We start from the raw sequence: 12,714 nt of genomic DNA on the forward strand, positions 1-12,714 counted from the left end.
ATGCCACGCAGCGCGCGATCGGCATCGGCGAACTGGCCAAGGGGCTCAACGCCCCCCGCTCAACGACTTACACGCTCGTTCGCGAGCTGGTCGGTGCCGGTCTCCTGGAGATGGCCGGCGACGGCAACCGCGTCTATTTCGGCAAGAAGCTTTACCTCTACGGAATGGCCTATATGCGCGGCAACGACCTGCTCAGGCGCGGACGGCAGGAGGTCGACACGCTGTCGCGCGAGACGGGCGAGACCTCGGAGCTGTGCATGCTGCAGAGCGGCCGCTACACGATCGTCCATTCGAGCCCGGGCACCAGGCCGTTCCGCATCAGCTCGGCGACCGGCCTGCAGATCCCGCTGCCGTGGACCGCGTCGGGCCGGCTGCTGCTCGCCGGCCTGGAACGCAGCCGGATCGAGGCGATGATCTCCCAGGACGACCTCGTGCTGCCGGATGGCCGCAAGATCGAGCTCGACGACTTCATCGACGACATCGCAGAAGCCCGCGTCGCCGGCTATTGCGTGACGTCGGGCCTTGTCGACGCCTATACCAAATGCTTGGCGGCGCCGGTCTTTTCAGCGCCCGGAAAGATCGAGGCGACGATGTGCCTGGTGGTTCCGATCGACACGTCGGGAGATCGGACAGGCGAGCTGGTCGCGCTGCTGCGTGACCGCGCCGCGCGGCTTTCGATCCCCTAGCCGTCGAGCGTAAGAAGCTGCCGGTCAGGCGATGATGTCGGGGATGATGCGGTCTTCCAGCGCCATCAGCCGGTCCTTCAGCATCAGCTTCTTCTTCTTCATGCGCTGGATCTGCAGCGGGTCGCAACCCATGGCGATCATCGCATTGATGGCGGCGTCGAAATCGGCGTGTTCCTGTTTGAGCCGGGAATATTCGAGGCGTATCTCAGCCTGTTCCTGTTCGGACATTATCTACCGTCTGCGTATGCGTCGCCCAGGGATGGGCCTTTGGGCGGGGCCGGTGGGTTTGTGACCGGCGCGCCGCTGATATCACATTTCACATTGTCGTGGAATGCTACCACGCGGCATTCGACATCGAGATTGGTTGGTGGCAAACTGTCATCGTGCCGTCACAGTTGCGACCTGCGGTGGACGTGCCTGAGACGGCTGCAATCGAGGAATCCATGAAAGGGAGAACCAATCATGTCTCTTGCATCCCATCTTGATGAGCTGCAGCGGAAGCACGGCGACATCGAGCGCGAGCTTATCGACGCGATGAATCATCCTTCGGTAGACGACCTCGAGATCGCCACTCTGAAGCGGCGCAAGCTGGCAATCAAGGACGAGATTGAAAAGCTGAAGGCGAAACCGACGGCACACTGAAACTCCTCTAGGCAACATAACCGCACCCGTCGGGTGCAACCCAACCGGTGGCAAGAATGCCGCCGGTCTGGCGAGTTTACGCTGAATTTCCTGACTCTTCCTGGAATGCAAACGCAGCCCGATGTGGGCTGCTGAACCGCACGGCCGCCAACCAAGCGCAGCCGATTTGCGGACCGTGGCTGTCACCGGCCATTGACAAGCCATCTTTGCTCCGCCACCTCATGCCCGGAACTTCCAGATGAAGGCGGCCGGCATGACCGGATATTTTTCTTCTCCTTTCCCGCGCCGCGCATCGGTCGGCGTCGATGTCGGCGGCGTGATGGTCGGCGGCGGCGCGCCGGTCGTCGTGCAGTCGATGACCAACACCGATACCGCCGACATCGATCAGACCGTTGCCCAGGTGGCGGCGCTGCATCGCACCGGCTCGGAGATCGTGCGCATCACCGTCGACCGCGACGAGAGCGCCGCCGCCGTGCCGCGCATCCGTGATCGGCTGGCACGGCTCGGCGTCAACGTGCCGCTGGTCGGCGACTTCCACTATATCGGCCACAAGCTGCTCGCCGATCACCCGGCCTGCGCCGAGGCGCTGGCGAAATACCGCATCAACCCCGGTAATGTCGGCTTCAAGGAAAAGAAGGACCGCCAGTTCGCAGCGATCGTCGAGATGGCGATCAGATACGACAAGCCGGTGCGGATCGGCGTCAACTGGGGCTCGCTCGACCAGGAGCTCTTGACCCGGCTGATGGATGATAACCAGGCCCAGGGCTCGCCGCTCACCGCCCAGGAAGTCACCCGCGAGGCGATCGTGCAGTCGGCGATCCTGTCGGCGGAGATGGCGGAAGAGATCGGGCTCGGCCGCGACAAGATCATCCTGTCGGCCAAGGTCAGCGGCGTCCAGGATCTGATCGCCGTCTATACCGAGCTTGCGACCCGCTCCAACCATGCGCTGCATCTCGGGCTGACCGAGGCCGGCATGGGCACCAAGGGCATCGTCGCTTCCTCAGCTGCCATGGGTATCCTTCTGCAGCAGGGCATCGGCGACACGATCCGCATCTCGCTGACGCCGGAGCCGAACGGCGACCGCACGCGCGAGGTGCAGGTGTCGCAGGAACTTTTGCAGACGATGGGCTTCCGGCAGTTCGTGCCGATCGTCGCGGCCTGCCCCGGCTGCGGCCGCACGACCTCCACCGTCTTCCAGGAGCTGGCCCAAAGCATCCAGGCCGACATCCGCAAGAACATGCCGGTGTGGCGTGAGAAATATCCGGGCGTCGAGAACCTCAAGGTCGCGGTGATGGGCTGCATCGTCAACGGCCCCGGCGAATCCAAGCATGCCGATATCGGCATATCTTTGCCCGGAACCGGCGAGACGCCGACGGCGCCGGTGTTCATCGACGGCAAGAAGGCGGCGACGCTGCGTGGCCCCTCGATCGCGCAGGATTTCGAAAAGATGGTCGCCGACTATATCGAGCAGCGGTACGGACACGGCAAAGCCGCCGCGGAATGAGCCATGCAGCGCTTGCTCAGGACGGCACTGATCCTGATTTGCGCGCTGATCCCTGCCGGTCAGGCATTCGCCGATCCGCCGCAGTCGCGATCGGCCGCAAAACGGCTGATCAACCGCGTCTGTGATCTGATCGAAACTCAGGCCGAGCAAAATGGCCTGCCCAAGGATTTCTTCGCCCGGCTGATCTGGAAGGAGAGCCGCTTCGATCCCAATGCGGTGAGCCCCGTGGGCGCCGAGGGCATCGCGCAGTTCATGCCGGGCACGGCCAAGCTGCGCGGGCTTGCCGATCCCTTCGACATCGGGCAGGCGATCCCCGCCTCGGCCAAGTATCTTGCCGAGATGAAGGCGGGCTACGGCAATCTCGGCCTCGCGGCTGCCGCCTACAATGCGGGCGAGAACCGCGTATCGCGCTGGCTGTCCTCCGGCGGCTTCCTGCCGATGGAGACCGAAAGCTATGTCTTCGACATCATGGGCGAGCCGGTCGACAAGTTCTCGGACACCGCCTATGCCGGCGCGATCCGGCCGCTCGATCCGAAGATGAGCTTCGCGGTCGCCTGCCGCAGGCTGCCGGTGATCATGTCGCGGACCGTCGCCATGGCCTCGATCAACGTCAAGCCGTGGGGCGTCCAGGTGGCCGGCAATTTCCGCCGCTCCGCCGCAATCAGCCAGTGGTTGCGGGTTCGCGGCCGATTCCCTTCCCTGCTTGGCAGCCATGATCCTGTGGTCAGCCGCGTGCGCACGCCGATCGGCCGGCGCGGCATCTATGCGGTCAGGATCGGTGCCGACTCGCGCGCCGAGGCCAACGGCATCTGCAATAAGCTGCAAAGCGTCGGCGGGGCGTGCCTGGTTATGCGAAACCGGTAGCTCAAGCCGTCTTCGCCGCCACCGTCTCGCTGAGCCAGGTGCCGATCTTGGCGCCGAGGCGGTCGGGAGAGACCGGCTTCGGCAGGTAGTCGTCCATGCCGGCCTCCATGCATTTTTCGCGGTCGCCCTTCAGCGCATGCGCGGTGACGCCTATGATCGGCGTATGGCTGCCGCTCTGCCCTTCGATGGCGCGGATGGCGCGCGTCGCCTCGTAACCGTTCATCTCAGGCATGGAGACGTCCATCAGCACCAGCCTCGGGCGCAGCGAGCGGTACATCTCAACCGCGGTGCGGCCATTGCCGGCAATGCGATAGCTGAGGCCGAGGCCGTTGAGGATCTGGCCGAAGACCAATTGGTTCACGTCATTGTCCTCGGCGATCAGGATATCGATCGGACCGCTCGGCGCCGCCGCCGGTTCGGGCGAGAGGACCGGAACGGCTGGACCACGGATGACGGTGAAGGGCGGCGGAGCCGACTGGACGACGACCGGCTCGCGCACGAAATGCGCCTTGCCGCCTTGCGTGCGCGCCTTCTGGATGGCGGAGATCACGGTGCCGAGCAGCACCGCCGAACGCGCCGGCTTGGTGAGATGCGCGACGATGCCGAAATCGATCACCAGTCGGCCGAAATCGACCTGGTCGACCGAAGTGAGCAGCACGACCGGAATGGAAGACAGGCGGCTGTCGGCGGCGATCGCCTTGGCGACATCGGCGCCGTTCATGCCGGGCATCTGGTAGTCAAGGATGATGCAGTCGACCGAAGCGCCGAGCTGGCAGGCGCGGTCGAGAAAGGCGAGGCCGACGGCGCCGCTTTCGGCCGCGGCGCAGTCGAAGCTCCAGCTGCGCAGCTGCTCGAGCAGGATCTCGCGATTGACCGGGTTGTCGTCGATGACCAGGACGCGGGCGCCGGTGACGTCGACCGGCACGATCTCGTCGCGCGCTTGCTGATTGTGTGCCGGCAGCGGTACGGCGAACCAGAAGACCGAGCCGCGGCCGATCTCGCTTTCAACGCCGATCTTGCCGCCCATCAGGTCGACGAGGCGGGCGGGGATGGCAAGGCCGAGCCCGGTGCCTTCGTGACGACGGGTGGACGAGCCGTCGACCTGGGCGAATTTCTCGAACACGCTCTGCAGCTTCTCGGCGGGGATGCCGATGCCGGTGTCCTCGACGCGGACCTTGAGCTGGACGGTTCCGTCGATCACATCGCCGCCGACATCGATCAGCACATGCCCCTTCTCGGTGAACTTCACCGCATTGCCGAGCAGGTTGGTAACGATCTGGCGGAAACGGCCGGCGTCGCCGACGACGAAGCCAGGTAGGCGCGGGTCGACGCGCACGATGAGCTCGAGGTTCTTTTCGGCAACGCGGGCCGAGACCAGGGTGGCCACGTCCTCGACCGCTTCGGCCAGGCGGAACGGGGCGGGGTCGAGCGTCAGCTGGCCGGCATTGATCTTCGAGAAATCAAGAATGTCGTTGATGATGGTGAGCAGCGCGTTGCCGGATTTGACGATGACGTCGGTGAAGGTCTTCTGGCGCGGCGTCAGCTCGGTCTTGGCGAGAAGCTCGGCCATGCCGAGCACGCCGTTCATCGGCGTGCGGATCTCATGGCTCATATTGGCGAGGAATTCCGACTTGGCCCGGTCGGCCGCCTCGGCCTTGAACAACGATGCTGCGGTTTCGGCGAAGGCGCGGCGGATCGCGTTCTCCATCGGCCGGAAGATCAGAACCGCGGCGATGGCGATGACGGCGATCAGCAGACCGCTCGCCCATAGGAGCAGCCGGTCGCTGGCGGCATCGGCGAGGCGCCGCTCGTCATCGAGCGCGGTGCGCACGCGAACCAGCATCGGCTGGGCGAAAAGATCGTTCTGGTTGCGGATCTCGCGGTAGCTCCATTCGTCGACTGTCTGGGCCACCGACATCAGGTTGAAATTGCGCACCATGTCGCGCGCCGACCAGAACAGATCGTCGTTCACCGAAGCGGATTCGAGCGCATTGAGCGTATTCTTCGACAGCCGCGGCCTGATCGCCGCGAGCTGCGCGTTCAGGATTTCGATCTCGCCCATCAGCCGTTCGGAATGGCCGCGCGCGGCTGCGGTCAGCCCATCGCGGGTCTCGGCCCGCCACACGGTTCCGGTCGTCTCGGCGAAATTGGTGGCGTTGCGCAGGTCGCGCGAGAAGATGACGAAATTGGCGCTCAAGGCATCGACCTCGTGGCGGTATGAGTTCACGCGGTTGAGCGCGAACATGACGGCCGCCGAGGCCAGGGCAAAGACGAGCAATCCCGAAATATAGCGGACCCGGATCGACCGGATGAAGGAGGAATACTCCGGCATGCGTAACCCCAACCCAAACGCACAATTTTAACAGTCGGGATTACGCTTGATTTACATTAAGATTTCGTTGGTGCGGCTGCCTGTCTTGCCTGCGCATTTAGGGCTCAGGGGCAGATTTAAGCACGCAATCCGTCGACAGGGAAAACTCGTTTGCGATGGTGACGTGGTGGTGAATGCGTCCCTCGAAATATTTGCCCAGAACAGCCTCGGTCGCGGCGCGAGATTCGGCGCGGGCGGGGCTCGCGAGCGCGGCCTCGACCGCGGCCATGTCGCGATAGTTGATTGCCAGGATCATCGGGAATTCCGGCGCGCCATCGTCGCGCTTCTCGGCAAAGCTGACGCGTACGTCTAGCGCGCCCGGGAAAGCCTTCCACTTCGGCAGGACGGTTCTGATCACATCCTCGCGGAAGGCTTCGGTCTGGCCGTCCTTCACCTTGCCTTCAAACAGCGCATAGCGTGTGATCATGCTGCGGGCTCCTCATCCTTGCGTAGGAAAAATTCCATCAAAGCGGCCTGGTCCTCGCCACCCAGTCCGGCGGCCGTCAACAGCCGGTGCACTTCGGCGCAGACGGCCGTCAGCGGCATTGCGGTGTGCGTGCGCCGCGCCAGGTCCTGCGCGGCGTTGAGGTCCTTGACCATGTTGTCGATGCGGCCGGTGCGCCGGTAGTCGAGGGTCGCAAAACGCGGCAGGTATTCCTGCAGAATGGCGCTGTCGCCGCGGCCGCCTTTCAGCGCCTGCGGGATCTTGAGCGCGTCGACGCCGGCATCGAGCGCCAGCCGGGTCGCTTCCGCCACAGCCATGAAATTCAGGGCGCAGAGCACCTGGTTGATCAGCTTCGTCGTCTGCCCCGCACCGGCCGAGCCCATATGCGTATAGTTGCTGGCGACGTGGTGGAGCACCTTGTGCGCGTCCGCCACATCTTCCGCCTTGCCGCCGGCCATCAGCGTCAGCTCGCCGACGAGGGCTTTCGGCGCCCCGCCCGAGAGCGGAGAGTCGACCCAGCGCAGACTCCTTTCGCCGGCGTCCGCCGCCAGCTGGCGCGTCGCGTCGGGGTCGATAGACGACATGTCGATGATCAGCGTGCCGGGCTTCGCGCCAGCGGCGACGCCGCCATCGCCGAACACGGCGCGGCGCACGATCGCAGCGGAATTGAGGCTGAGGATGACGAAGTCGGCCGCTGCGGCGGCGGCGGCCGCGCTGGCCGCGGCGCTGGCGCCCTTCGCAACCAGCGTTTCCACCTTGACCGTGTCGAGATCGAACACGAAGAGCCGGTTGCCGGTAGCGAGCAGGCGTTCGCCGATCGCTCCGCCCATGGCGCCGGCACCGATTAGCGCGACTATGTTGGTCATGACGGTCGCTCCTCAAATCTGGACGTTATGTCCGCGACAATCTTTTCGAGCGGTGCGTCGATCGCCACCGCGATGGCATTCTCGTCTTTGGCCGGCACTTCCAGCGTCGCGAACTGGCTGTCGAGCAGGCTGGTCGGCATGAAATGCCCGGTGCGCTCGCTCATGCGCCGGGAAATCAGTTCACGCGAACCATCGAGATAGATGAACAGCACCGGCGCGCGGGCCTGCTCGGTGATGAAATCGCGATAGGCGCGCTTCAGCGCCGAACAACCTACGATGACCGGTGCGGGCTGCAGCCTCAGCGTTCCGCCGACTTTCGCAAGCCATGGCCACCTGTCGGCGTCGTCAAGCGGAATGCCTGCGCTCATCTTGGCGATGTTGGCTTCAGGGTGCAGCTTGTCGCCATCCACATACGTCGCCTGGATCGCACGGGCCAGCGCCTCGCCCACCGTCGTCTTGCCCGAACCGGTGACGCCCATGACAACCATGCGCGGCGGCAGGTCAGATCGAAGCTGTGATGCCGCCATCGACATAGAGGACATGTCCGTTGACAAAGGAAGAGGCGTCGGACGCCAGGAAGACGCAGGCGCCGACCAGTTCTTCGACCTTGCCCCAGCGGCCAGCCGGCGTGCGCTTTTCAAGCCAGGCGCTGAAGGCTGGGTCGGCGACAAGGGCCGCATTGAGCGGCGTGTCGAAATAACCGGGCGCGATGGCGTTGCATTGCAGGCCGTGCCTGGCCCAGTCGGTCGCCATGCCCTTGGTGAGATTGCCGACCGCGCCCTTGGTCGCCGTGTAGGGCGCGATCCCCGGTCGGGCGAGCGCGGTCTGCACGCTGGCGATGTTGATGATCTTGCCGCGGCCGCGCCGGATCATGTGGCGCGCCACAGCCTGGCCGACATGGAAGACGCTGGCGACATTGGTCTGCAGCAGGCGCTCGAACGCGTCGGCGGGAAAGTCCTCGAGCGGCGTACGGAACTGCATGCCGGCATTGTTGACCAGAATGTCTATCGCTCCGTGAGTCTGCTCGAACGCATCGATGGCGGCGCGTACCGCATCATGGTCGGTTGCATCGAAGGCCAGCGTCACAGCGCCGGGGATTTGCGCGGCCGCAACGGCGAGTTTTGCCTCGTCGCGGCCGTTGAGGACCACTTTGGCCCCGGCACCGGCGAGCCCTTTTGCCAAGGCAAAGCCGATGCCTTGCGAGGAGCCGGTGACGAGCGCGGTGCGCCCGGTGAGATCGAACAAGGTGGACGACATTTTCTCGATTGCCTCTCGTCGCTGTCCGTTTTATGTTATCGATAACATCACCTGTCAAGTCAAGTGGAGCGAAAACCGATGCAGCGGCCCCATATCCTTCAGGTTGGACCTTATCCCGCGTGGGACGAGGTGCCGCTCAACGAAGCCTTCGTGGTGCATCGTTATTTCGCGGCCGAAGACAAGCCGTCCTTCCTCGCCGAGGTCGGGCCGCAGGTCCGCGCCATCGCCACCCGCGGCGAACTCGGCGCGAACCGCGCCATGATCGAGGCGTGCCCGGCACTCGAGGTCGTCTCGGTCTACGGCGTCGGCTTCGACGCGGTCGATCTGTCGGCGTGCCGAGAGCGCGCCGTGCGGGTCACCAATACGCCTGATGTGTTGACCAACGACGTCGCCGATCTCGGCATCGCCATGATGCTGTGCCTGTCGCGCGGCATGATCGGCGCCGAGCGCTGGGTGCGCGATGGCAGTTGGGCCTCTAAGGGCCTTTACCCGCTGAAGCGCCGAGTCTGGGGCCGGCGGGCCGGCGTGCTCGGCCTCGGCCGCATCGGCTATGAGGTGGCCAAGCGTCTGGCCGGCTTCGGCATGGATATCGCCTACAGCGACGTCGCGCCCAAGGATTTCGCCGCGGACTGGGAGTTCGTCGCCGATCCCGTCGCCCTGGCCGGCCGTTCGGATTTCCTGTTCGTGACGCTCGCGGCGTCGGCCGCGACGCGCCACATCGTCAATGGCGAGGTGATCGCGGCGCTTGGCGAGGACGGCATGCTGATCAACATTTCGCGCGCCTCCAATATCGACGAGGATGCGCTGCTCGATGCGCTCGAGAAGAAGGCGCTGGGGTCTGCCGCACTCGACGTTTTCGAGGGCGAGCCGAAGCTCAATCCGCGGTTCCTGGCGCTCGATAACGTCCTTTTGCAGCCGCACCATGCGTCGGGCACCATCGAGACGCGCAAGGCGATGGGCAAGCTGGTACGCGACAACCTTGCCGCCCATTTTGCTGGCCAGCCGTTGCTGACGCCGGTGCTGTGAAATTGCTTTACGCAAAGCCTGCCGGCACAGTCCGAGGAGTTCGCCTGCCATGAAGTCGATCGTCATCCACGCCGCCAAAGACCTGCGCATCGAGGACCGTCCGGTCGAGGAGCCGGGTCCGGGCCAGGTGCTGTTGCGTCTCGCCGCCGGCGGCATCTGCGGCAGCGACCTGCACTACTATAATCACGGCGGCTTCGGAACGGTGCGCCTGAAGGAGCCGATGATCCTCGGCCACGAAGTCTCCGGCGTGATCGAGAGCCTCGGGCCGGGAGTGAGTGGACTGCTGACAGGACAGCTTGTCGCCGTGTCTCCGTCGCGGCCCTGCTACAGCTGCCGCTATTGCCGCGAGGGCATGCACAACCAGTGCCTCAACATGCGCTTCTACGGCAGCGCCATGCCGTTCCCGCATATCCAGGGCGCGTTTCGTGAAATGCTGGTGGCGGACGCGATTCAGTGCGTCCCCGCCGACGGCTTGACCGCCGGCGAGGCGGCGATGGCCGAACCGCTGGCGGTCTGTCTGCACGCGACGCGCCGGGCCGGAGAGGTGCTGGGCAAGCGCGTGCTGGTAACCGGCTGCGGGCCGATCGGCCTGCTGTCGATCATCAGCGCGCGCCGCGCCGGTGCCGCCGAAATCGTCGCCGTCGACATCGCCGATTTCACGCTGTCGATGGCCATGCGCGCCGGCGCCGACAAGACTATCAACACCCGAAGCGAGCCGGAAGGATTTGCGCCCTACCTTGCCGACAAGGGAACGTTCGACATCCTCTACGAATGTTCGGGCGCGGCGTCGGCGCTGGCACAAGGCATCGCGGCGCTGCGTCCGCGCGGCACCATCGTCCAGCTCGGCCTCGGCGGCGCCGAGATGGCACTGCCGATGTCAACGGTGACCGCCAAGGAACTGTCGATCAACGGCTCGTTCCGCTTCCATCCCGAATTCGCCGTCGGCGTCGAGCTGATGCGCAAGGGGCTGATCGACGTGAAGCCGCTGATCACCCACTCGGTGCCGGTCGACGAGGCGCTTTCCGGCTTCGAGCTCGCCAACGACCGCAGCCAGGCGATGAAGGTCCAGATCGCGTTTGCGTGAGCTGCAACGGCGCGTTGCATTCCGCCGTGATATCGACAACGTACTGCCATGCAATCTTCGCCCAAAAGGCCGACCATGGCCGATGTCGCGCATCGCGCCAACGTCTCGACGATGACCGTGTCGCGCGCTTTCAAGCGCGACGCTTCGGTCAGCGCCGATACGCGCGACCGCATCCTCAAGGCGGCTGAAGAGCTCGGCTATGTCTTCGACAGCATCGCCGCCAATCTGTCGTCGCGGCGCTCGGGCTTCGTCGCCGCGACGATCCCCTCGATCAACAACGCCAACTTCGCCGACACGGTGCGCGGCATGACCGAGGGCCTGCGCGACAGCGGGCTGGAGATCCTGCTCGGCTTCACCGACTATAATGTCGAGGAGGAGGAACGCCTGGTCGGGCAATTGCTGCAGCGTCGCCCGGAGGCGATCATCGTCACCGGCGGCCGGCACACGCCGCGCTGCCGCAAGCTGCTGGCAAATGCCGGCGTTCCGGTGGTGGAGACCTGGGATTTGCCAGCCGATCCCATCGGCCACGTCGTCGGCTTTTCCAATGCCGATGCCGGGCGGCTGATGGTCGATCATCTCGTCCAGCGCGGCTATTCGAGGCTGGGCTTTATCGGTGGCGACACCTCGCGGGACACCCGCGGCCTGGACCGCCGGCGCGGCTTCGTCGCGGCGCTGGAGGACCGCGGCCTGGACGCTTCGCGCGTGATTGCCTCCGGCGTGCCGCCGATCTCGATGCGCGAGGGCGCGACCGCCATGGTCGAGATGATCTCGCGCTGGCCGGATACACAAGCGGTGATGTGCGTGTCCGACCTCTCCGCCTTCGGCGCCCTGATGGAATGCGTTCGACGCGGCATCCGCGTGCCGGACGACGTGGCGATTGCCGGCTTCGGCGCCTATGATCTCGCCGAGCAGTCGGTGCCTTCGATCACCACGATCGACGTCGGCGCGCATGAGATCGGCATCCGCGTCGCCGAGCTGGTGCTCGACCTGCTCAACGGGCGGCGAGCGCTCGATGACCGCGTCGTAGTCGGCATGACGCCCAAGGTTGTTGTGCGACACACGGCCTGAAGCGTCGGAAAAAACGAACGGCCGGCGGGATGATCGCCGACCGCTCGCTGATCGTTCTGGATGGCGTCTATTTGCCCCAGATCTTCTTGTATTGGTCGCGGTAGCCGTTGCCCGGGTCGAAACGGTTGTCCGGGCCGCCGTCGAACTCGACATTGTCGGAAGTCACCACATGCAGCGGCGAGATGTAGCCCGACCATTTCTCGCCGGCCATGGCGCGGTTGAGCTCGTCGACAAGCTGCCAGCCCTGCAGGTTCAGCGGCTCGGCCACCGTCACCTTCTGGAACTGGCCGGAGCGGATGCGCTGGTAGGCCGATTCCGAACCGTCGCCCGCCGCGACGTTGATCGGCGCGTCGGTGCCGGACTTACCGGCCGCCGCCAGCGACGGGCCCATGAAGTCGAAATAGAGATCGTTGATCGCCAGCGAATGGGTCCAGGCGTCGCCGTATTTCTGCAGCAGCGAGGTGGTGAGCTGCGGCATGCGCTGCGAGGTCTCGGCGATCGGCGTGTCGACATATTCGAGCACCTTGCCGCCGAGATCCTCGATCTCCTTCTTCATCCGGTCCGCCTTGGCGATGGCGATCTGGTAGGTGGAATCGGTGAAGATGATGACGCCGGGCTTGCCCTTGGCATCGACGAAGGCCCAGTCGGCCGCCGCCTTCGAAACTTCCATTGGATCGGTCGAGACGTTGGCGACGATGCCGAGATCGTCGATCGGGCCGACGGTCGGCGCGGCGTGCCAGGCCACCATCGGGATCTTGGCGGCCTTGGCCTGCTCCATCGCCGGCTTCTGCTCGACGGCGTCGAAGCCGTTGATGATGATGCCATCGGGATTGAGCGCCAGCGCCTGGCCGAAGGCAGCGGTGCGGCCGCCGATGGAGCCGGCGCCGTCAAGCGTCTTGAC

14 protein-coding genes are annotated in these 12,714 nt (G+C 65.1%); 7 read left to right on the forward strand and 7 right to left on the reverse strand.

Annotated features, from left to right (window positions below; all coding sequences use genetic code 11):
- Positions 1 to 686 (forward strand): IclR family transcriptional regulator (locus EOA32_RS23480; RefSeq protein WP_145971339.1); only part of this gene is annotated, 686 nt, incomplete at its 5' end.
- A gap of 24 nt (positions 687 to 710) precedes the next feature.
- Here EOA32_RS23480 and EOA32_RS23485 read toward each other — a convergent pair.
- The gene (locus EOA32_RS23485; protein WP_067001951.1) at positions 711 to 914 is read right to left on the reverse strand and encodes a DUF465 domain-containing protein; all 204 of its coding nucleotides are present in this window, start codon (positions 912 to 914) and stop codon (positions 711 to 713) included.
- 234 nt (positions 915 to 1,148) lie between these two features.
- On the opposite strand from EOA32_RS23485, the gene EOA32_RS23490 reads away from it, so the two are divergent.
- The 3 genes from EOA32_RS23490 to EOA32_RS23500 all read left to right on the forward strand — a co-directional run bounded on the left by EOA32_RS23490 (position 1,149) and on the right by EOA32_RS23500 (position 3,696).
- A complete protein-coding gene (locus tag EOA32_RS23490; RefSeq protein WP_040998838.1) occupies positions 1,149 to 1,328 on the forward strand; it encodes a YdcH family protein in 180 nt (59 codons plus the stop codon).
- Positions 1,329 to 1,581: 253 nt separating this feature from the next.
- Positions 1,582 to 2,832 carry a flavodoxin-dependent (E)-4-hydroxy-3-methylbut-2-enyl-diphosphate synthase gene (ispG, locus tag EOA32_RS23495; protein WP_095782792.1) on the forward strand — a complete coding sequence of 417 codons (1,251 nt, stop codon included), beginning with the start codon at positions 1,582 to 1,584 and terminating at the stop codon, positions 2,830 to 2,832.
- Between the two features lie 3 nt (positions 2,833 to 2,835).
- The gene (locus EOA32_RS23500) at positions 2,836 to 3,696 is read left to right on the forward strand and encodes a lytic transglycosylase domain-containing protein (RefSeq protein ID WP_128373003.1); all 861 of its coding nucleotides are present in this window, start codon (positions 2,836 to 2,838) and stop codon (positions 3,694 to 3,696) included.
- Position 3,697: 1 nt separating this feature from the next.
- Here EOA32_RS23500 and EOA32_RS23505 read toward each other — a convergent pair whose 3' ends face one another.
- The 5 genes from EOA32_RS23505 to EOA32_RS23525 all read right to left on the reverse strand — a co-directional run bounded on the left by EOA32_RS23505 (position 3,698) and on the right by EOA32_RS23525 (position 8,635).
- On the reverse strand, positions 3,698 to 6,028 hold the full coding sequence (locus EOA32_RS23505) for a response regulator (protein WP_128373004.1): 2,331 nt from the start codon (positions 6,026 to 6,028) through the stop codon (positions 3,698 to 3,700).
- A 97-nt stretch (positions 6,029 to 6,125) separates the two neighbouring features.
- On the reverse strand, positions 6,126 to 6,494 hold the full coding sequence (locus EOA32_RS23510; protein WP_128373005.1) for a hypothetical protein: 369 nt from the start codon (positions 6,492 to 6,494) through the stop codon (positions 6,126 to 6,128).
- Positions 6,491 to 7,378, reverse strand: coding sequence for an NAD(P)-dependent oxidoreductase (locus tag EOA32_RS23515; RefSeq protein WP_128373006.1), 888 nt, complete (start codon positions 7,376 to 7,378; stop codon positions 6,491 to 6,493). Before EOA32_RS23515 ends, EOA32_RS23510 begins: the two co-directional genes overlap by 4 nt.
- Positions 7,375 to 7,911, reverse strand: coding sequence for a gluconokinase (locus EOA32_RS23520; RefSeq protein WP_095828376.1), 537 nt, complete (start codon positions 7,909 to 7,911; stop codon positions 7,375 to 7,377). Before EOA32_RS23520 ends, EOA32_RS23515 begins: the two co-directional genes overlap by 4 nt.
- Positions 7,880 to 8,635 (reverse strand): SDR family oxidoreductase, encoded by a 756-nt coding sequence (locus EOA32_RS23525; protein WP_095828377.1) that lies wholly within the window; start codon positions 8,633 to 8,635, stop codon positions 7,880 to 7,882. The genes EOA32_RS23520 and EOA32_RS23525 overlap by 32 nt, the downstream gene beginning before the upstream one ends.
- 78 nt (positions 8,636 to 8,713) lie before the next feature.
- Here EOA32_RS23525 and EOA32_RS23530 point away from each other — a divergent pair, with 78 nt between their 5' ends.
- From EOA32_RS23530 to EOA32_RS23540, 3 genes are all read left to right on the forward strand, one after another.
- Positions 8,714 to 9,661 carry a 2-hydroxyacid dehydrogenase gene (locus EOA32_RS23530; protein WP_095828378.1) on the forward strand — a complete coding sequence of 316 codons (948 nt, stop codon included), beginning with the start codon at positions 8,714 to 8,716 and terminating at the stop codon, positions 9,659 to 9,661.
- 49 nt (positions 9,662 to 9,710) lie between these two features.
- Positions 9,711 to 10,745: an L-idonate 5-dehydrogenase gene (locus tag EOA32_RS23535; protein ID WP_128373007.1), complete on the forward strand. Its 1,035-nt coding sequence runs from the start codon at positions 9,711 to 9,713 to the stop codon at positions 10,743 to 10,745.
- 75 nt (positions 10,746 to 10,820) lie between these two features.
- On the forward strand, positions 10,821 to 11,813 hold the full coding sequence (locus EOA32_RS23540) for a LacI family DNA-binding transcriptional regulator (protein WP_095828484.1): 993 nt from the start codon (positions 10,821 to 10,823) through the stop codon (positions 11,811 to 11,813).
- A gap of 67 nt (positions 11,814 to 11,880) precedes the next feature.
- Here EOA32_RS23540 and EOA32_RS23545 read toward each other — a convergent pair.
- Positions 11,881 to 12,714 (reverse strand): substrate-binding domain-containing protein (locus EOA32_RS23545; protein WP_128373008.1); only part of this gene is annotated, 834 nt, incomplete at its 5' end.

It is taken from the genome of Mesorhizobium sp. M1A.F.Ca.ET.072.01.1.1, assembly GCF_004023325.1.
In the GTDB taxonomy this organism is placed as follows: domain Bacteria; phylum Pseudomonadota; class Alphaproteobacteria; order Rhizobiales; family Rhizobiaceae; genus Mesorhizobium.

Excerpts from the sequence above, each read along its gene's own strand:
- EOA32_RS23485 (WP_067001951.1), bottom strand. The coding sequence starts at position 914 with ATGTCCGAACAGGAACAGGCTGAGATACGCCTCGAATATTCCCGGCTC.
- EOA32_RS23490 (WP_040998838.1), top strand. The coding sequence starts at position 1,149 with ATGTCTCTTGCATCCCATCTTGATGAGCTGCAGCGGAAGCACGGCGAC.
- ispG (WP_095782792.1), top strand. The coding sequence starts at position 1,582 with ATGACCGGATATTTTTCTTCTCCTTTCCCGCGCCGCGCATCGGTCGGC.
- EOA32_RS23500 (WP_128373003.1), top strand. The coding sequence starts at position 2,836 with ATGCAGCGCTTGCTCAGGACGGCACTGATCCTGATTTGCGCGCTGATC.
- EOA32_RS23505 (WP_128373004.1), bottom strand. The coding sequence starts at position 6,028 with ATGCCGGAGTATTCCTCCTTCATCCGGTCGATCCGGGTCCGCTATATT.
- EOA32_RS23510 (WP_128373005.1), bottom strand. The coding sequence starts at position 6,494 with ATGATCACACGCTATGCGCTGTTTGAAGGCAAGGTGAAGGACGGCCAG.
- EOA32_RS23515 (WP_128373006.1), bottom strand. The coding sequence starts at position 7,378 with ATGACCAACATAGTCGCGCTAATCGGTGCCGGCGCCATGGGCGGAGCG.
- EOA32_RS23520 (WP_095828376.1), bottom strand. The coding sequence starts at position 7,911 with ATGTCGATGGCGGCATCACAGCTTCGATCTGACCTGCCGCCGCGCATG.
- EOA32_RS23525 (WP_095828377.1), bottom strand. The coding sequence starts at position 8,635 with ATGTCGTCCACCTTGTTCGATCTCACCGGGCGCACCGCGCTCGTCACC.
- EOA32_RS23530 (WP_095828378.1), top strand. The coding sequence starts at position 8,714 with ATGCAGCGGCCCCATATCCTTCAGGTTGGACCTTATCCCGCGTGGGAC.
- EOA32_RS23535 (WP_128373007.1), top strand. The coding sequence starts at position 9,711 with ATGAAGTCGATCGTCATCCACGCCGCCAAAGACCTGCGCATCGAGGAC.
- EOA32_RS23540 (WP_095828484.1), top strand. The coding sequence starts at position 10,821 with ATGGCCGATGTCGCGCATCGCGCCAACGTCTCGACGATGACCGTGTCG.